At 75.5% G+C, this 17,470-nt stretch carries 17 protein-coding genes; 10 read left to right on the top strand and 7 right to left on the bottom strand.

Features of this window, described 5'->3' with window-relative positions:
• Positions 1 to 78: 78 nt before the first annotated feature.
• Positions 79 to 762, bottom strand: a complete 684-nt coding sequence (locus ACGFZP_RS28695) for a hypothetical protein (protein WP_392938647.1) — start codon at positions 760 to 762, stop codon at positions 79 to 81.
• Positions 763 to 1,157: 395 nt separating this feature from the next.
• On the opposite strand from ACGFZP_RS28695, the gene ACGFZP_RS28690 reads away from it, so the two are divergent.
• Both ACGFZP_RS28690 and ACGFZP_RS28685 read left to right on the top strand, forming a co-directional pair.
• The gene (locus ACGFZP_RS28690; RefSeq protein WP_392938645.1) at positions 1,158 to 1,541 is read left to right on the top strand and encodes a hypothetical protein; all 384 of its coding nucleotides are present in this window, start codon (positions 1,158 to 1,160) and stop codon (positions 1,539 to 1,541) included.
• 41 nt (positions 1,542 to 1,582) lie between these two features.
• On the top strand, positions 1,583 to 1,885 hold the full coding sequence (locus tag ACGFZP_RS28685) for a hypothetical protein (RefSeq protein ID WP_392938642.1): 303 nt from the start codon (positions 1,583 to 1,585) through the stop codon (positions 1,883 to 1,885).
• 68 nt (positions 1,886 to 1,953) lie between these two features.
• Here the strand turns inward: ACGFZP_RS28685 and ACGFZP_RS28680 are convergent, their stop codons facing one another.
• The 3 genes from ACGFZP_RS28680 to ACGFZP_RS28670 form a co-directional block, all read right to left on the bottom strand.
• The gene (locus ACGFZP_RS28680; RefSeq protein ID WP_392938640.1) at positions 1,954 to 3,501 is read right to left on the bottom strand and encodes an alpha/beta hydrolase; all 1,548 of its coding nucleotides are present in this window, start codon (positions 3,499 to 3,501) and stop codon (positions 1,954 to 1,956) included.
• A gap of 204 nt (positions 3,502 to 3,705) precedes the next feature.
• Complete coding sequence (locus ACGFZP_RS28675) at positions 3,706 to 4,344, bottom strand: NAD(P)-dependent oxidoreductase (protein ID WP_392938638.1); 639 nt, start codon at positions 4,342 to 4,344, stop codon at positions 3,706 to 3,708.
• 60 nt (positions 4,345 to 4,404) lie between these two features.
• Entirely contained in the window at positions 4,405 to 5,352 is a 948-nt protein-coding gene (locus tag ACGFZP_RS28670; RefSeq protein ID WP_392938637.1) for an EamA family transporter, read from the bottom strand.
• An 88-nt stretch (positions 5,353 to 5,440) separates the two neighbouring features.
• On the opposite strand from ACGFZP_RS28670, the gene ACGFZP_RS28665 reads away from it, so the two are divergent.
• A complete protein-coding gene (locus ACGFZP_RS28665; RefSeq protein WP_392938634.1) occupies positions 5,441 to 5,938 on the top strand; it encodes a MarR family winged helix-turn-helix transcriptional regulator in 498 nt (165 codons plus the stop codon).
• Positions 5,939 to 6,060: 122 nt separating this feature from the next.
• Here the strand turns inward: ACGFZP_RS28665 and ACGFZP_RS28660 are convergent, their stop codons facing one another.
• Positions 6,061 to 6,912 carry a methyltransferase domain-containing protein gene (locus tag ACGFZP_RS28660; RefSeq protein ID WP_392938632.1) on the bottom strand — a complete coding sequence of 284 codons (852 nt, stop codon included), beginning with the start codon at positions 6,910 to 6,912 and terminating at the stop codon, positions 6,061 to 6,063.
• 29 nt (positions 6,913 to 6,941) lie between these two features.
• Here ACGFZP_RS28660 and ACGFZP_RS28655 point away from each other — a divergent pair, with 29 nt between their 5' ends.
• Both ACGFZP_RS28655 and ACGFZP_RS28650 read left to right on the top strand, forming a co-directional pair.
• Positions 6,942 to 8,495, top strand: a complete 1,554-nt coding sequence (locus ACGFZP_RS28655) for a PLP-dependent aminotransferase family protein (RefSeq protein ID WP_392938629.1) — start codon at positions 6,942 to 6,944, stop codon at positions 8,493 to 8,495.
• Positions 8,496 to 8,641: 146 nt separating this feature from the next.
• Positions 8,642 to 9,844: a glycoside hydrolase family 3 N-terminal domain-containing protein gene (locus tag ACGFZP_RS28650; protein WP_392938627.1), complete on the top strand. Its 1,203-nt coding sequence runs from the start codon at positions 8,642 to 8,644 to the stop codon at positions 9,842 to 9,844.
• A 98-nt stretch (positions 9,845 to 9,942) separates the two neighbouring features.
• Here ACGFZP_RS28650 and ACGFZP_RS28645 read toward each other — a convergent pair whose 3' ends face one another.
• Positions 9,943 to 10,656, bottom strand: coding sequence for a polysaccharide deacetylase family protein (locus ACGFZP_RS28645; protein WP_392938624.1), 714 nt, complete (start codon positions 10,654 to 10,656; stop codon positions 9,943 to 9,945).
• 264 nt (positions 10,657 to 10,920) lie between these two features.
• Here ACGFZP_RS28645 and ACGFZP_RS28640 point away from each other — a divergent pair, with 264 nt between their 5' ends.
• The 5 genes from ACGFZP_RS28640 (at position 10,921) to ACGFZP_RS28620 (ending at position 14,386) form a co-directional block, all read left to right on the top strand.
• The gene (locus ACGFZP_RS28640) at positions 10,921 to 11,883 is read left to right on the top strand and encodes a hypothetical protein (protein WP_392938622.1); all 963 of its coding nucleotides are present in this window, start codon (positions 10,921 to 10,923) and stop codon (positions 11,881 to 11,883) included.
• Positions 11,884 to 12,134: 251 nt separating this feature from the next.
• A complete protein-coding gene (locus ACGFZP_RS28635) occupies positions 12,135 to 12,587 on the top strand; it encodes a hypothetical protein (RefSeq protein WP_392938619.1) in 453 nt (150 codons plus the stop codon).
• Positions 12,588 to 12,847: 260 nt separating this feature from the next.
• Positions 12,848 to 13,696, top strand: a complete 849-nt coding sequence (locus ACGFZP_RS28630) for a hypothetical protein (RefSeq protein WP_392938617.1) — start codon at positions 12,848 to 12,850, stop codon at positions 13,694 to 13,696.
• 163 nt (positions 13,697 to 13,859) lie between these two features.
• Entirely contained in the window at positions 13,860 to 14,207 is a 348-nt protein-coding gene (locus ACGFZP_RS28625; RefSeq protein ID WP_392938704.1) for an ArsR/SmtB family transcription factor, read from the top strand.
• 47 nt (positions 14,208 to 14,254) lie between these two features.
• The gene (locus ACGFZP_RS28620) at positions 14,255 to 14,386 is read left to right on the top strand and encodes a DUF6126 family protein (protein WP_392938614.1); all 132 of its coding nucleotides are present in this window, start codon (positions 14,255 to 14,257) and stop codon (positions 14,384 to 14,386) included.
• Here the strand turns inward: ACGFZP_RS28620 and ACGFZP_RS28615 are convergent.
• Complete coding sequence (locus tag ACGFZP_RS28615; RefSeq protein ID WP_392938612.1) at positions 14,364 to 16,877, bottom strand: cytochrome P450; 2,514 nt, start codon at positions 16,875 to 16,877, stop codon at positions 14,364 to 14,366. The genes ACGFZP_RS28620 and ACGFZP_RS28615 overlap by 23 nt on opposite strands.
• Positions 16,878 to 17,470: the final 593 nt, after the last annotated feature.

Raw genomic sequence — 17,470 nt, 5'->3', positions numbered from 1 at the left:
GGGCCCGCCCCCGTTCACGCCCCTGGGGGAACGGGCTGCGCCGCCCGGCGCCCTCCGCCGGCCCCGGACGGCGCCCGCTCAGGCGGTGAGCGCCTTGGCGAGCAGCGTCGCGAGGATTCCCTCGGCCATCACCTCGGCAGGGGCGTTGACGCCGTCGCCCGGTGCACGGGACTTCACCACCTCGACGGAGTAGGTGTGCCCGTCGGCCGTGAAGTACACGACCGGCCGGGTGCTGTCCTTCTTCCACACCGAGAGCACCGCGTCCTGGCCGACCTGGCGCATCGGGGTGACCTCCAGCTCGGGGTTGGCCCGGACCGAGGCGAGGACGGTGGCCGACACCTCGTGGATGGCGGCGTACGACTCGCGGGAGCCCCAGGTGCAGCCCCACACCGGGCTGCCGTCGCTCGCCGGGGAGAGCCGGGTGCCGCGGAACGGGCCGGAGGTGCCGACGATGGTGACGATCTGTTCGGACGTCAGCATCGGGCAGGCCTCGGCGGGCCGCTTGCCGGGCGGGGCGGCGGGCGTTCCGGTGGGGGCGGTTCCGCTGGTCGGCTCGGCGGGCGAGGTCGCGGTGGGTGAGGGCGCGGTGGGTGAGGGCGCGGCGGTGACGGGCGCCGAGGACGGCGGCGCGGCGGTGGGTGCGCCCGCCGCGGCGTTGCCGCCGCCGGACGAGGAGCACCCGGCCAACGCGGCCGCGGTCAGGGCCAGTACGGGCAGCCACCCGTACCGGCGCCCGGTCCGGATCGGCGAATCGACCTGCATGGGGAGCCCCCTCCACTGGTGCCCGCCGGTCGGCGGGCTGCGATGTGGCAGGATCATACGGGGCGCCACCGACGCCTAACCGCTTTATCGGCCACGGGAGTTGCGCGATCGCGCGGCGGACGTGAACCGGGTGTGCCACCGGGGCGAACGGGCGGTTCGGAGCGCGGGGCGGCGCGCCTCCACCGGCCCGGGCTCGCGGCGGCTCCCGGTCGCACCCGCCTGAGCTGGGTCGATGCGCGGCCGGTGGGCGCGGCCGGTAGCAGGACGGGCGGATCGGCGTCCGGGCTGTACACCATCACGTCCCCGGACGGGTGACGTTCTGGTGAAAGTGGTCATGCCAGGAATCGCGGCCCGGCATCCTGGGGCCGTTGCTCAGCGGATAGGGAGGGTGTGGCGTGAGCGCGAACCTGCCGGAGACCATCGCCGAGGCGTCGGTCGTGCTGCCGGCCCCGCCCCGGGTGGTCGATGACCTGGCCCGGGATCTGACCCAGGCCGCGGCCGCCGTCCGGGCGGTGTCGCGCGTCGGACGCGGCGGCGGCGATGTGGCCGTCGCCGCCTACACCGCAGTGGTCTGTACCGGCCGGTCGGCGGCCCGGGCCCTGGAGGAGGCCGCCGCCTGGTGCCGGCAGGCGGCGGAGGCGGAGGTCCACTCGCTCGCCTGGGCGCGGGTGCCGGGCCACCGGGAGGACGTCTTCGAGTACCGGGTCACCCTGGCCGTCAGCTTCCCCGACCACGAGACCGGCGAGCACACCGGGGACACCCACCACGCGCCGCGCTGAGCCCGGCGCGAATCGTCTGGACACGGCTTAGGATCGCTCCCATGGACAGTGGGGGTGCGGACGGTATGGCGTCCGAGGAGCAGAGGATCTCCGGTGCGGTGGCGGTCGTTGTGGCGATCGCGGCCGGGCTGTGTGCGGCGGTGGTCCTGATGGTGGTGGCCCACTGGCTGGGCTGGACGACTCCGGGGGTCGGCTGGCTCCTGGCCAAGGGTGCGGTCAAGGCCGGGGTGGCCGGTGCGGCGGGCCTGGTCGGCGGCGTCGCCTGGTTGCGGCAGCAGCGCGGCCGGCGTGCGAAGCGCGAGGGCGTGCAGCACGCGGGCGTGGACGGGCCGGAGGGCGACTGAGCGGACCGGCCGTGGCCGCCCGGGTGCGGGCGGCCACGGCCGGTCCGACAGGCATGGCTGATGAGCCGTCAGGCTGCCTGCTGTGAAGCGCAGATGATGTCACGCGCCGGGGCGCGACCGGTCAGCAGGTAGTCCTCGACCGCGGTGCGCACGCAGGTGTCGGGACCTGGGTACTGGCCGTGGTCGCCGTTGCCGGTGACGGTCACCAGGCGGGAGCCGCGCAGCGCCCGGTGGGCGCCGAGCGCGGCCTCGTAGTAGGTGGCCGGGTCGTGGACCGAGTTGAGCATCAGGGTGGGCGGCAGGCCGGCGCCGGTCACCCGGACCCGGGGTGCGGTGGGCGCGGGCCAGCTCGCGCAGACCGCGGCGAAGGCGAGTGTGCGGGCGCCGGCCAGGGGCCAGCGCGCCGTGTTCGCGGCACCCCGGGCGATCCAGCCGTCCAGGTTCCTGCTCCACGCCGTGTCGTTGCACGTGACCGCGAAGAACTCGGCGAGGAACTCCGGGCTCAGGTACCGGCCGAAGACCAGGGCGGCCGTCTCACGGGCCTTCGGGTCCGCGTTCGGCCAGTCGTCCACCGCGGTGAGCGCGGTGGCCAGCGCGGGGAAGCCGCCGGCCGCCTGGTAGATCGCCTGGATGGTGCCGTTGTCCAGCTGGTTGGGCCCGATGGTGAGGGCCCCTTCGACCAGCGGGTGGTCGTGCAGCACGGCCCGTCGCGCCTCCCAGCGGGCCTTGGCCTCGGCGGCGGTGGCACCGTAGTGGTACGTGCTGTCGCGTGCGGCGAGCCAGGGCAGGAAGTCCTCCTCGAAGCGCCGCTGGAAGCTCATCGGCTGGCCGAGCTGGAACGCCTCCCAGGTGTCCTCGAAGCCGATGTTGCTGTCCAGCACCATCCGTTCGACCCGCTGCGGGAAGAGCGTCGCGTAGTACGCGCCGATCATGGTGGCGTAGGACGGCCCGTAGTAGCCGATCCTGCGCTCGCCGAGCAGGGAGCGGAACAGGTCGATGTCCCGGGCGGTCTGCTCGGTGGTCAGGTAGGGCAGCAGGCCGCCGCTGCGCTGTTCGCAGTCGGCCGCGAGCCTGCGGGAGTTGTCCACCACCCGGGCGGTCGCGGCGGGGGAGTCGTCCCGGAAGTCCCCGGCGAAGAAGTCCTGGAACTCCTGCGGGGTCTGGCAGTGCGCTTGGGTGCTGTGGCCGACCCCGCGCTGGTCGAAGCCCACGACGTCGTACGCCGCGCCCACGGCGGGCGCGCTCCGGACGAAGTCGGCCGGGCGCAGCAGGCCCTTGCCGCCGGGGCCGCCGGCCGCCATCAGCAGGGTGCCGATCTGCTTGGCGGGGCCGGTGGCGCGGTGGCGGGAGACGGCGATGGTGAGGTCCGGTCCGGCCGCGGGGTGGTGCCAGTCGCGGGGGACGGCCATCGTGGCGCAGTCCAGCGACGGCGCCTCTGCGCAGGCCTGCCAGGCGAGTTGCTGCTGGGCGTAGCGTGCCGGGACGGGGGGCGTGCGGGTCTCGGCGGTGGTGGCGCCGACGGCGGTGGCCGGGAGGGCGACGGCCGCGAGCAGGGCGGAGGTCAGGGCGGCGAGCGGGGCGCGCCGCCGGCGGGTGCTGCGTTCGCATGTGGTCACGGTGGTGATCCTGGCCGCCGGGGCGCCGACGGGTCGATCCAGCACGCACCAGTTACGGGGGTGGTGCTGGGGACACCCCCCGGACGGCGGGGACTGCCCTTGGGGGCCGGTCGTTGGGGCCGGTCGTGGGCGCCGGTCGTGGGGGCCTGTCGAGCAACCGCGCGTGCCCCGGTGGGGGCCGGGGCACTGGGCGGTGAGGGGAGGTCAGTAGGCGGCGGTGAACCGGGTGCGGTGGTGGACCGGGGTCTCGGCCTCGTCGAGCAGGGCGACGGCGAGGTCCTCCATGGAGATGGCCGAGGTGCCGTCGGCGTCGACCAGGAGCTCGTCGCGGCCCAGGCGGTAGCGGCCGGTGCGCTCGCCTGGTTCGAGCAGGGCGGCGGGGCTGAGGTAGGCCCAGTCGACCTCGGTGTCGAGGCGGTGGAGGTCGAGCTGCTCGTTGCAGGCGAGGGCGATGGGGAGCCAGGCGGGCGGGAAGTCCGGGTCGTCGACGACGGTGGCGCCGTCCCCGCCGGGCAGGGTGAGGCTGCCCGCGCCCCCGACGACCAGGAGGCGGACGCCCGTCCCGGCCAGACCGGCCAGCAGGCCCTTGGTGGCCGCGGCCAGTTCGGCCTCGCTGCCGGGTGCCGGGCGGGTCGCGCTGATCACCGCGTCCTGGCCGGCGGCGAGGCGGGCGACGTCCTCCGGGTGGCGGGCGTCGCCGACCGCGATCGCGGCCGCCGCCGGGAGGCCGTGCGGCTTGGCCGGGTTGCGGACCACGGCGGTGACGCGGTGGCCGCGGGCGAGCGCCTCGGCGACCACGCGGCTGCCGACGTTCCCGGTTGCTCCGAAGACGGTGATGTTCATGGTGTTCTCCTTGACGGCTGTGACTGCGGTTGTGACTGCGGTGCGGGTGCGGGTGTGAGGTCAGGAGGCGTGCGGGCGTCCCGCCACCGGGCCCGCGGTCGGCTCGGGCTGGGCGCGTTGGGCGGGCGGTGCGGACGGTGCGGGCTGTACGCCGCGCGGCTTCTGGGTCTGGGCGGCGACCAGCGAGCCGAGCACGATCAGCGCCCCGAGCCCCTGGACGGGCGAGAGGTCCTGGCCGAGGGCGAGCCAGCCGAGGGCGGTGGCGACCACCGGGCTGAGCAGGCCGAGGAAGGCGACGGAGGTCGGCGGCAGCGCGCGGATCCCCCGGAACCAGAGCGCGTACGCGATGGCGGCGCCGATCAGTGCGAGGTAGCCGTAGCCGAGCAGGTTGGCGCCGGTGAGGTGGGACGGCGGGGCGCCCTCGACGAGCAGGGCGACCGGGAGCAGCAGCAGGCCGCCCGCGGTGAGCTGCCAGCCGGTGGTGGCGAGCAGCGGGGCGGGGGAGGCCCAGCGCTTGGAGAGGACGACGCCGGTGGCCATCACCACCGCGCCGCCGAGCGCGGCGGCGACCCCGATGGCGTCCAACTCGGCGTTGGACCGCAGGACCAGGAGGCTGACGCCGGCGATCCCGGCGATGCCGGACAGCACCGTCCGCAGCGTGAGCCGGTCGCCGAGCAGTCCGGCGGAGAGCCCGGCGGCGAGCAGCGGCTGGACGGCGCCGACGGTGGCCGCGACCCCGCCGGGGAGGCGGTAGGCGGCGATGAAGAGCAGGGCGAAGAAGGCACCGATGTTGAGCGCGCCGAGGACGAGCGAGCGCCACCACCAGCTGCCCTGCGGCAGGCGCCGGGTGACGGCGATGAGGAGGAGCCCGGCGGGCAGGGCCCGGATCACCCCGGCGAGCAGCGGGCGGTCGGGCGGGAGCAGTTCCGTGGTGACGAGGTAGGTCGAGCCCCAGATGGCGGGGGCGAGAGCGGTCACCAGCACGATGGCGGTTCGATTCCTTAGCACTAAGCCAATGTATCTCAGCGCTAAGATATCTCGCCCGTTCGAGTGCTGTGATGTATCTCACCGCTAAGTAATCCTCTAGGCTGAAGCGGTGGCAGACCATGTGGACCGACTGGTGAAGCAGTGGGGCGCCGAGCGCCCCGACCTGGACGTCTCCCCGATGGAGGTGATCGGACGCCTCAAGCGGCTCTCCCGGCTGGTCGAGGCCGAGCTGAAGCAGAACTTCGCCGGGCACGACCTGGACGCCCCCTCCTTCGACGTCCTCGCGACCCTGCGCCGCAGCGGCCCGCCCTACCGGCTCACGCCCACCGGGCTGATGCGCTCCGCGATGGTCACCTCCGGTGCCATCACCCAGCGGCTCGACCGGCTGGAGGCGCGGGGGCTGGTCACCCGCACCGCCAGCGGCTCCGACGGCCGCAGCCGGGAGGTAGCCCTCACCCCCGAGGGCTACGCCCTGGTCGACCGCGCCCTGCCCGACCACCTCGCCACCGAACGCCGCCTCCTGGCCGGTATCGACGAGGCGCAGACCGAGGCGCTGGTCGAGGTCCTGCGCACCCTGCTCGCCTCGCTCGGCGACAGCCCGGACTGAGCCCGGACGAGCCCGGCAGCCCGGACGGGTCCGGACTGAGCCCGGACGGCCCGGCAGCCCGGACGGGCCCGGACTGAGCCCGGACAGTCCGGCCGGGCACCGGGTCGGGAAGCGGGCGCCCGCTACGGGTTGACCGCGACCGCCTTGAAGAAGGTGTAGTGGAACGTCCCGCCCTCCTGCGCCGTGCGCCGCAGCTCGTCGATGCCCCGGTCGAACTCGTCCGCCGTGGCGAGCCCGGCGGCGAGCGCGTCCGCGCGCACGGACTCGACCATGGTGATGAAGGTGCGCCGGGTGAAGCCCTCGACCAGCGCAGGGCGGCCGCCGTCCGCGTAGACGGTGCGCGGGCGGACCGCGACGTCCCCGAAGCCGGCCTCCACCAGCAGCGGGTAGAGCCGCCGGCCGACCAGGCTGTCGCCGCCGGCCCCGGCCTGGAGCCGGACCAGGTGGCCGACGGCCGCCCGGGCGGCCGCGCTGTCCGGGTGGAAGAAGGCGGACCCGTGGTCGCCCTCGATCACCGTGATCGTGCCGCCCGGCCGCAGCACCCGCCGCAGGGCGGCCAGCGCCGCCGCGGGGTCCGCCAGGTGCTCCAGCACGAAGCAGACGAAGACGTGGTCGAAGGAGTCGTCGGCGAACGGCAGCTCGTGCAGGTCCCCGTGGTGCCAGACCGGCTGCGCGCCGGGCATCTGCGCCGCGACCCGGGCCCGCGCCTGGGCGAGCGAGTCGGCGGAGATGTCGGCCGCCGTGAGGCGCACCCCGGGACTGGAGGCCAGCAGGTGCACCGTCTGCGCGCCGACACCGCAGCCGGCCTCCAGCACCCGGCTGCCCGCCGGGTAGGAGGTGTCGGCGTGCAGCAGCTCCGCGAGGGTGTCCGCCTGGTCGCCGAGCCGCCGGGCCTCGGTGTCCGAGTAGCCGTGGACGTAGTCGTGGCCGGGGTCGTGCGCGGTCGTGGGAGAAGTGGTCTGCGTGGTGGTCATATCCCCACCCTGGCCCCGACAATGGACCGGTGAACAGGTCCAATCAGCAGCCCGACGACAGGTCCAAAACGGCGGGCGCCGACTTCCTCCAGCTCGACACCGCCGAGGCCCCGCCCGGCGGGCTCGCCGACTGGCTCGCCCGGCGGCTGCGGGAGGCGATCGCGGACGGCCGACTGCCCGCGGGGGGCCGACTGCCCGCCACCCGGGTCCTGGCCGACGAGCTGCGGGTCTCCCGAGGGGTCGTCACCGACGCCTACCGGCGGCTCACCGAGGAGGGCCAGATCGCCGGGCGCGGTCGGGGCGGCACCGTCGTGGTCGCCCAGCCGGCCCAGCCCGTGCAGCCGGTCCAGCCCGAGAGGTCGGCCCAGGAGGCGCAGCAGGCCCAGCAGCCTCGGCCCGCCGCCGCGACCGTCGCGCGGCCACCCCGTCCGGCCGACCGGTCCCTGTTCGACACCGACCCCGTCCCCGAGAGCTTCGACGCACTGCGCGCCGCCCCCGCCCGGATCGACCTCTCCCCCGGCCGGCCCGACCTTGCGGCCTTCCCCCGTGCCGCCTGGCTGCGCGCCGAACGCGCCGTCCTCGACGGCCTGTCCCCGCACGACCTCGGCTACGGGGACCCGCGCGGCACACCCGCGCTGCGCCTGGCCGTCACCCACTGGCTGGCCCGATACCGGGGCATCCGGGTCGACCCGCAGGACGTCCTGATCGTCGCCGGCACCGCCCAGGCCCTCGCCCTGCTCGGCCAGGCGTTCGGCCAGGACGGCATCTCCGAGGTCGCGGTCGAGGACCCGGGCTCGCTCGGGGTCCGCCAGCACCTCGGCCACTGGCTCGCCGCCACCCCGCCCGTCCCGGTCGACGCCGAGGGCATCCGGGTCGACGCGCTGCGCGCCACCGGGGCCCCGGCGGTGCTGCTCACCCCCGCCCACCAGTTCCCGACCGGCGTGGTGCTCGGCGGCGGCCGGCGCCGCGAGCTGCTCCGCTGGGCCGCCGAGGGCGGTCTGGTCATCGAGGACGACTACGACGCCGAACACCGCTACGACCGGCCCCCGGTGCCCGCACTGCACTCCGCCGTCCCCGACCAGGTCTGCTACACGGGCAGCATCTCCAAGCTGCTCGCCCCGGCCCTGCGGACCGGCTGGCTGCTCGTCCCGCCCCGCTACCGGGAGGCCGTCCTCGCGGCCAAGCGCTTCGCCGACCTGGGCAACGCGGTGCTGCCGCAGCTGGTCCTGGCCCGGCTGATGGAGTCCGGAGAGCTGGAGCGGCACCTGCGGCTGCTGCGCCGCCGCCACCGGCGCCGCCGGGACGCGATGATCACCGCGATCGGCGCCGAGCTGCCGGGCGCGGCCGTGCACGGCGCGGCCGCCGGGCTGCACCTGATGGTCACCTTCCCGGGCGGTCTGCGCTGCTCCGACACCGAACTCGCCACGGCCGCACTGGCCGGCGGGGTGAAGGTGCAGCCGCTCTCCTGGCATGCCCGGCTGCCACACCCGCCGGGCCTGGTCCTCGGGTACGCGGCGGGTGCGCCGGGCGAGATCGCCGAGGGGGTGGCGGTGCTCGGCCGACTGGTGCGCGGAGCGGGGTGAGCAGGCCTGGGCCGGCGACGGGGTGAGCAGGGCGGCCGCTGGGACGGGTTTCGGCGGCGGGCCGAGTTGGGCCCTTCGGGCTGCCGGGGAGCGCGGGCCCCGATAGCCTGGCGCAGCGAACCCGACCCCGCCCTCCGGGAGGCCCCGTGCTCTGGCTTCGGCGGATCGCCCCTGTCGCGGCGCTCGGCCTGCTGCTGGCCGCCCTGTGCACGTCGCCGCCCGACGCGGTGCGCACGCCCCTGCAGCCGCCGACCTCCGCGGAGAGGACACCGCCCGTGACCACACCGGAGTCGATACCGGGCGGCACCCCGGACACCGCGCCGGGTACCACCCCGGACACCATCCCGGACTCCCGGCTGCTCGCCGGCCGGCGGATCGTCTACTCCTACCCGGGCCCGACCCCGCCGCCCGAACTGCTCCAGGTCATCCGTGAGGGCCGCGCCGCCGGGGTGATCCTGTTCGGCGAGAACGTCACCGGCCCGGACCAGATCCTGGCCGCCGTGGCGCAGTTGCGCGAGGCGGCGGCGCAGTCCCCGACCGGGGCGCCGCTGCTGCTGATGACCGACCAGGAGGGCGGCAAGGTCCGTCGGCTGCCCGGCGCGCCCGACCTCTCGGCCCGCCGGACCGGCCGGTCCGCGCACCCGGTCGCCGAGGCGGCCCGGTCGGGTGCCGAAGCCGGCCGCACCCTCGCGGACATCGGGCTGAACGTCAACCTCGCTCCCGTCCTCGACGTCTACGACAGCGCCGACAACTTCATCGACCACCACGAGCGCTCCTACGGCCAGGACCCTGCCACCGTCGCCGAGTTGGGCGCCGGCTTCCTCGCCGCGCAGCAGGACCTCCGGGTCGCGGCGACGGCCAAGCACTTCCCCGGTCTCGGCAGCGCCGCCCGCGACCAGAACACCGACGAGCAGCCGGTCACCCTGCCGGTGCCGCTCGCCGAGCTCCGCGCCCGCGGTGAGGAGCCGTACCGGGCCGCGATCGGTGCCGGTGTCCGGCTGGTGATGGCCTCGTGGGCGGTCTACCCGGCGCTCGACGCGGCGAGTCCGGCGGGCCTGTCGCCCGTGGTGGTGCAGGGCGAGCTGCGTGAGCGCCTCGGCTTCCAGGGCGTCACCGTCACCGACGCGCTGGAGGCGAAGGCCCTGGCCTCGTACGGGGGGACGGGACCGCGCGCACTCGCCGCCGCCGCGGCCGGGATGGACCTGCTGCTTTGCTCGGCCCGCGACGTCCAGCAGGGCGAGGAGGCCGCCGCCGCCCTTGCCGAGGCCCTGGACAGCGGCCGCCTGGACCGCGCGGCCTTCACCGAGGCCCTCCAGCGGGTCGACGAACTCCGTGACGGGCTGCGGTAGTTCGCGCCGAAATGCGTCAGAGCACGTCAGAGCACGTCAGAGCGGGTCAGAGCGGGTCAGAGCGGGTCAGGACGGGCCAGGACGTGGCCGGGACCGGGTCAGCGGGCGGTCGCGCCGTCGAGCAGGGTGCGCAGGTCCAGGATCCGGTAGCCGCGGGCGCGCGCGGCGTCGAGGATCAGCGGCAGGGCCTGCGCGTCCAGGCACGGCCCCTCCCGGTCGGACACGCCGACGTGGAGCTGGAGGATCCCGCCGGGGACGAGGGCGGCGAGGGCCCGGTCGACGGCCTTCCGGACGGTCATGCCGCCCTCCTCGCCGAGGTAGCCGTTGGTGTCCGCGGTGAACTCGATGTCGGCGAAGCCCAGGGCGTTGACGTCCGCGATGCCCTGCGGGGTGGTCTCGCTGTACGGGAAGCGGAAGAACGGCAGCGGCTCGGCGCCGGAGGCCGTACGGATCGCCGCGTCCGCGCGCAGCACCTCGGCGCGGGCCTGCTGCGGGCCGAGCCCGTCGAACCGCGGGTGGCTGTAGGAGTGGTTGCCGAGCCCGTGGCCCGCGGCGGCCATCGCCCGCACCGCGTCCGGGTGCTGCTCGGCGTACTGCCCGGTGGGGAAGAAGGTGGCCGGGGCCGACCGCTCCCGCAGCACCGCCAGGACGGTGTCCAGCCCGGTCTCGTCCCAGGCCGCGTTGAAGGTCAGCGCCATCACCCGGTCGTCCGTCGGGATCCGCCGGATCTCGGCGCCGAGCAGGTACGGGGGCGGCGCGGCGGCGGCCAGCAGGGCCAGGACGGCGGCGGCGACGGCGAGGATGCGCTTCACACCGCGTCCAACGCGCCCGCCCGCGCGGCGGATACCGGCCGACCGGGGGAGCGCGGGCCGACCTGGGCGCGAGCCGGGCGGTGGCGGGCGCGGCACCGGGGGTGTCCGCCGGCGGACGGTCGGGGGAGCCGCGTGCTGCTCCGCCGGTATCGAGCGGACAGGACCTAGACTGGCGCCCGGGGAGACCAGGGGGAGTGGTGACGGGTGGGCAGGTTTCAGGACTGGCGTGAGCGGCGGGCGAGGGCAAGGGCCGATCGGGTGCCGTTGGCTCCGTTTCTCGTCGAGGAGCCGGTCGACGGCATCGCCGTGGAGGTCAGAGCGCACCGCGCGGGCGGCCCGGCGCTCGCCACCGCCGAAGGCGTCCGGCTGCTACGGCTGCTGGTGCGGGCCGCGTTCGACGACCACGGGCTGCCGGTGACCGTAACGGGCGACTCCGCCACCGACGGGCAGGGCCGGCAGTACAGCCTGCTCACGGTGATGGAGGCGGCCCGCGCGGCCGATCTCGCGGGCGAGGACTGGGGGGCCGTGGTCACCGCCGAGGTGGCCGAGCTGGTGCGGGAGGTGACCGGCCCGTCGGCGCTGGAGCGGCTCCCGACGGAGGAACTCCTCGGCCGGATCCACCCGTTGGTGGTCGACGCCGCGAACCTGCCGGTTCTGGAGGCCGCCGTCCACGCGCCGTTCGTGGCGCCCGGGTTCCACGAGTTCCTGGCGGTGGAGGCCCCGCAGGGCATGCAGACCCTCTCCCGGGCGGACGAGGAGCGGCTCGGGGATCCGGTCGGGCTGCGCTTCCAGGCGCGCAACAACCTGCGCGGCCTGCTGATCGAGCGCCACGAGGTGGTCCGGGACCAGGACGGCACCCGCTTCGACGTGGTGTCCGGCAGTTCGATGTTCACCGCCGGCCGGATGACCTACCTGGACGACCTGGTCGACGAGTTGACGGGCCTGCCGCTCGGCCCGGAGGGGGCGGTGTTCGCCTTCCCGTCCCGATACGAGCTCGCCTTCCACGCGATCCGCGGCCGCAGCCTCTACCCCAGCCTCGCCGCCCTGGCCCGCTGGGCCCGGACCAGGTACGCCGAGGTCCCGGACGGTCTGAGCCCGCATCTGCACTGGTGGCTGCCCGGCGAGGTGATCCGGTTGACGGACTATCAGGACGGTGAGTACGTGCTGCGGATCGCCCATGAGTTCAAGGCCGTCCTGGAGGGGCTGGAGACCACCCCCGGACGCTGAGGGGCGGCGGGGCAGGGCGTTGACCGGCGCGGGTCGCGGGCCTGGTGGCAGGCCTGTCGGCGGCCGTTTACCTGGTGCGGGTCGGGGACCTGACGGAGGGTCGGATCGCGCCATCGAAGGTCGATTTCCGGTCCGCTGAGGGATTCGGGCGGAGATCGTCGCCTGGGCATTCGAATCGCATGACAGAGTTCGTGGTGCCACATGTGAAATTTCACATGTGGCGTTACATTGACGAGTGAAGGAGTATTCCGATGAACCGAATCGCCCTGATCGCGGCGGGCGCCGCCGGCGCCGCCGCCCTGTTCGCCGTCCCCGTCGAGGCCGGTGCCGCCACCACCACCGCCACCACCACCGTGACCTGCGGTGCCTCCGGCCTGCAGGCCGGCCTGATGACCAAGGTCTGTGCCGAGGTCACCGGTGACAGCGTCCAGCTGTACGGCCAGATCAGCCTGGCCGGCCCGCCGAGCCCGGGCACCCCGTGGCCGCAGACCCAGGAGCTCCTCACCGGCCTCTCCGGCCAGGTGGTCGGTGGCGCCTCGCTCGGTTCGGTCAACGGGCGCACGCTGTTCACGGCCTCGACCGTGCGCGTCGGCGGCGTCGGCGGCACCGTGCCGTGCGGCTCCACCGTGCACGGCAGCTTCAGCGTCGCCACCTACCCGTGGGGCCCGGTGCCGGTGACCGTCGACGTGCCGGTGGTCTGCTGACCTCTGTCCACGGGACCGGCCTGGTCCGGGAGTTGCGCGCGAAACTCCCGGGCCGGCTGAGGCGGCCCGCGCGGCGGCCGCCTGGTCGCCCGCCCTGTCCGTCCCGCCCGGCGTGACCCGGCCGGGACGGGCAGGGCGGTGCGCGTGCCGGCCCGGCCGCCACCGGGGCCGGTGAGGCCGCCCCGGCGCGTCCGCGGCCGGCGCCCCGGGTACGGTTGACCGGCACGCGACCGTACCGGGGGGTAACGATGATCATGCATGTGCGCACCCGCAAGCGCGCCGCCGGGGCCCTGGCCCTGCTGGCGGCCCTGCTGCTCACCGCCTGCGGCAGCCGCGCCGCGCCCTCGGGGGGCGCCGGCAGGCCCGACGGGGACGGCTCCGCGGTCACCGACACCGCCGAGATCCCCTGGACCACCGTCAGCCCCGCGACCATCACCGCGGTCCGCACCACCGACGGCGGCCGCGGCCTGGTCGTGGACTTCCCCGTGGCCTCCGGCGCGCCGAACTGCGCGCGCGGACTGAAGGGCGAGGTCCGGTCGGTCGAGCGCGGCACCGTCTTCGTCCAGATCACCTACGAGACCCGCTCCATGGACCGCCGCTCCGGCTGCACCCAGTCCGAGCCCAGCAACATCGGCGTCCCGCTGCCCGGGCCGCTCGGCGACCAGCTGGTCAGCGTCGACAACAGCCGGGTCTACACCGCCAGGGGCGCCACCCCGCCGGCCCTGCGGGAGTGCGGCCAGGGCGGCTGCGACCCGGCTCCCACCGGCTGTACCGACGAGGCTTACAGCAGGGCCGCGGCCGGCGCCGACACGCCGAAGCACAGCACCTGGCGGGCACGCGGCTGCGACGGGCGCTGGCTCGTCCTGGACATCTCCTTCCCCACCGGGCCGGTCTGCGGCGACGCCGGTCCGGGCTGCGACAGCCACTCGCGCGGCCAGCGCTGGTTCTACCGCTACCAGACCACCGGCTGGTCGGTGATCACCACCTCCGGTGAGCCCGGCTGCGCGGCGGTCCAGCGGGCCGAGCCGCAGTTCCCCACCGCCCTGTGCGGCAGGCTCCCGGCGCCCGGCGCCCCGGACCCGACCTCCTCGGCCGGCCCGAAGCCGTGACGGCCCCCCGGGCGGGGGGTGTGGGCCGGGGCGGGTCGTGACGACTTGAAGAATTCTTCATCTGCATGGATGATGCTCCCCGGCCGCGCGGGCGCGACCACAGGCCGGCAGGTGCGGACGGGCCCGCACCGGAGCGGCGGAGAAACCAGGAAGAGGGCGGATGATGGCGGTCCCGCTGTACCAGGCCAAGGCGGAGTTCTTCCGCACCCTCGGGCACCCGGTGCGGATCCGCGTCCTGGAGCTGCTCCAGGACGGGCCCCGGCCGGTGCGCGAGCTGCTGGCGGCGATCGAGATCGAGCCGTCCAGCCTCTCCCAGCAGCTCGCCGTGCTGCGCCGCACCCGGCTGGTCACCGCCACCCGCGAGGGGAACACCGTGGTGTACGCGCTGAGCACGCCCGACGTCGCCGAGCTGCTGCGCGCCGCCCGCCGCATCCTCACCGAGCTGATCACCGACCAGGGCGCCCTGCTCACCGAGCTGCGGGCGCCCGGTGCCCAGACGGCAAGCGCATGAGCACCGGGCGCCCCGCCGAGCCCGGTTCCACCGAAGGAGTCCCGACCGTGACCGACGGCATCAGCGACGAGAGGAGCAGGCGCAGGGCCATGCTCGTCCGCGCGGGCATCTACATCTTCGCCACGCACCTGTTCGCGGGCTTCGTCATCCTGCTGTTCACCCTCGGGGACCGGCGCTGAGGTAGCGGTTGGTGGTGCTGGTCCACGCCAGGACGCCGTCGACCAGCTCCCTGGTCCCGTCGAGGTACCACTGCCCGGCCGGGTGGTCGAGCAGCAGTCGGCGGCGCAGGGTCCCGCTCTCCTCGCGCAGGCGGGCGATCTGGTCGCGGACCGTCCGGGCCGCCTGGCGGCGGGTGCAGCCGCGGACGCGCTGGACGGTCAGCACGGTGTTGAAGGCCGTCGCGGGCTGCAACTCCTCGCGCTCCAGCGAGTAGAGGTCGTTGATCAGCGTCGCGGCGTCGGCGGTGTGCGCGCGGAGCCGGTGCAGCGCGGGCTCGGCGTGCAGCCGGGCCGGGGCGTCCCCGCCGTGGACCCGCTCCAGTATGTTCATGAACGGGTAGAGGCAGCTGGCGTGGCGCCGCAGCCGCATGGTCTCGGCGAGACCGGGGGTGGTGCCCTCGGCCCGGTGGGTGCTCTCGGTGAGGAAGGTCTCCAGACAGGCGCGCCACTCGCGGGTGGCCCGGGCGCGCCAGGCGGGGGACATCGGTTCGGCCTGGCGGTGCCAGAGCTCCTGCCAGGCGTCGAGCAGGCCGGGGGCGGGCGGGGCCTGCGCCGGTAGGGCCCTCGGGACCGTCGGGGAGTGCGGGGCCTGCCGGTCCAGGACGGCGAGCAGCGGGTCGACGATGGCGCGGGCCTGGGCGGGGCGGTGTCCGGGCGGGCCGTCGAAGCGGTCGTCGAGGATGGTGAACCAGCCCAGGACGTCGACCAGCAGGTCGAGTTCGGCACCACGGGCCCGGGGGTAGGCGTGGCCGATCAGCTTGGGCAGGGCGTAGGCCTGGTAGCGGGGCAGCTCGGCGGCGGTGAGCAGGTCGTGACCGAGGACCCAGCCGGCGTGCCGGGCGGTGGCGGTGCGCAGTTCGTCCGGCCGGCGGGCGGCCGTCGGGGCCGGCGGTACGGACCCGGGCGCGGCGGCTCCGCCCGGCACTGGGCAGGCAGGCCGGGCGGTGGCGGTGGCGCGGTTCGTCGCGGTGGCGCGGACGGGCGCGGGGGAGGTCGGCGGCCTGGTGTCGCTCCCGCGCGGGGCGAGCCGCACGTGCAGGCCCTGGGCCTGCACGGTGGTCCAGACCACCTCGCGGGCTCGGGCGCCGCGGACGGCCGTCGGCCGCCAGCGGCGCAGGATCGCGGCGGCCGCCACGGTCAGCTCCGCCCAGGCGAAGGCCTCGCCGATGCACTTGTGCTTGCCCGCCCCGAAGGGCAGGAACGACTGCCGCCCGGCGGTGGCCGCCTCGCCGTCCTCGCGCCAGCGGTCGGGGTCGAAGCGCAGCGGTTCGGGGTGCAGCGCCGGGTCGCGGTGCAGCGCGGTGAGGCTGTACAGCAGCTCGGTGCCGGCCGGGATCCGGTACCGGCCGAGCTCGACGGGCACGCTCGCGGTCCGCATCAGGAAGGCGTTCGGCGCGTGTAGCCGCAGCACCTCCCGGGTGACGCTGCGGGTGTAGCCGAGCCTGGCGAGAGCCTCCGGGGTGGGCACCGTCCCGGCCGGGAGGTGCTCGTCCAGTTCGGCGAGGATGCGGGCCTCCACCTGCGGGTGGCGCAGCAGCTCGTCGAACAGCCAGGTGAGGGTGGTGGAGACGGTCTCGGTGCCGGCGCCGAACATGGTGATCGCCTCGGAGCGGACGTCCGCCGCGTTCAGCGCCCGTCCGGTGGCCGGGTCGGTGGCGGCGCGCAGCAGCGCGGGCAGGGTGCCGGTGGAGGCGCCCGACCGGGCGCCGCCCCTGACCGCCTGGTCGACCACCCGGTTGAGCACCCGGACGGCGGCGTCGAAGCGCCGGTTGACCGGGAGGGGCAGCCGGGCGAGCGCGGGGTGCGGGTAGAGCGACTGGACGATCTGGCCCTTCACCAGGTCGGGAAGGGCCCGGTGGAAGGCCAGGGCGGCGTCCTCGCCGAGCCGGGCGTCGAACAGTGCGCGGGTGACGATCTCCAGCGCGAGGTGGTTCATCTCCTTGGCCACGTCGAGGACCTGACCGGGCCGCCAGTGCCCGGCGCGCTCCTCGGTGACCTGGTGCATCACCGCGAGGTACTCGGCCATCCGGTCCGGGCCGAAGGCGGGTTGGAGGATCCGGCGGCGGTCGCGGTGGGCCACGCCCTCGGACATCAGCAGGCCGTCGCCGAACGCCGTCTTCAGGGTGTCCTGGACGGCGCCGCGCGGGCAGTCGTGGGCGAGCGCGACGAGCAGGGTGTGCACCAGGGCCGGGTCCGTCACCACGCAGACGGTGCGGGGCCCGAGCCGGATCCGTACCACGCCGCCGTACCGGGCGAGCGAGCCGAGGAAGCCCAGCGGGTCGCGCAGCAGTGCGGGGGCGTGGCCGAGGCCGGGCAGTGCCCCCGGCGCGAGCGGGGGGACGGCGGACGGGGTGCCCGGGGAGGGGGCCCCGGGCGGGGTGCTTCGCGGCGCGGCGGTTCTCGGCGCAGCGGCTTTCGGAGGAGTGGTTCTCGGCAGTGCGGTTCTGGGCATGGCGCTTCTCGGCGGGGCGGTTCTGGGTGGAGTGGTTCCGGGTGGAGTGGCTCGGGGGCAGACGGTGCCCGGGGAAACGGTTGGTCTACGCGTCTCGGTCGTCAGGACCATGACATCACCTCTCACCAGATGGGACGGCGCGGCGGTACCGCCGGATGCGCCGTCGCGGCAGCCGGAAGGCGGTACTCCGTCAGCGCGGAGCCCCGCGCGCGCCGCTGCCGGAGGGCGCACGCCTTGGGAAACGCGCCGGTCCGGCGAGCGTTCCGCCGCACTCGGACGGATCACCCCATCGGTGGATCGGTCGCGGGCGGGTGGCGGTAGCGCGGGTGGCGGTAAGGGCGCGGGTGGCGGTCGGCGGGGTGGTGGGCAGGGCGGCCGGGGTGGCGGCGGGTCAGGCGCTCTGACGGGTCGGAGGGTCTTTCGGCCCTCGGCCGCAAGGCCCGACCGGGTCCAGCATGGTGCGGAACCAAGGAGGATCCCGATGCCCCGTCCGCAGTACCGGTCCGCCCCCGAGCCGCGCGCGGCCACGAGCCGGCGCCGGTGCGGGCGGACCCTCGTGCGGTCCGGCGCCGGTGCGGCCCGGGCCGGTTCGC

The organism is Kitasatospora sp. NPDC048239 (assembly GCF_043202015.1).
GTDB lineage: Bacteria > Actinomycetota > Actinomycetes > Streptomycetales > Streptomycetaceae > Kitasatospora.
The sequence above is the reverse complement of the archived record's forward strand: the minus strand, read 5'-3'. Positions and strand labels throughout refer to the sequence as shown.

What these genes read in the sequence shown, in the direction of transcription:
- ACGFZP_RS28675 (WP_392938638.1), bottom strand. Translation starts at nt 4,344, where the DNA reads ATGAACATCACCGTCTTCGGAGCAACCGGGAACGTCGGCAGCCGCGTG.
- ACGFZP_RS28635 (WP_392938619.1), top strand. Translation starts at nt 12,135, where the DNA reads ATGAACCGAATCGCCCTGATCGCGGCGGGCGCCGCCGGCGCCGCCGCC.
- ACGFZP_RS28615 (WP_392938612.1), bottom strand. Translation starts at nt 16,877, where the DNA reads ATGCCCAGAACCGCACTGCCGAGAACCACTCCTCCGAAAGCCGCTGCG.
- ACGFZP_RS28625 (WP_392938704.1), top strand. Translation starts at nt 13,860, where the DNA reads ATGGCGGTCCCGCTGTACCAGGCCAAGGCGGAGTTCTTCCGCACCCTC.
- ACGFZP_RS28660 (WP_392938632.1), bottom strand. Translation starts at nt 6,912, where the DNA reads ATGACCACCACGCAGACCACTTCTCCCACGACCGCGCACGACCCCGGC.
- ACGFZP_RS28695 (WP_392938647.1), bottom strand. Translation starts at nt 762, where the DNA reads ATGCAGGTCGATTCGCCGATCCGGACCGGGCGCCGGTACGGGTGGCTG.
- ACGFZP_RS28685 (WP_392938642.1), top strand. Translation starts at nt 1,583, where the DNA reads ATGGACAGTGGGGGTGCGGACGGTATGGCGTCCGAGGAGCAGAGGATC.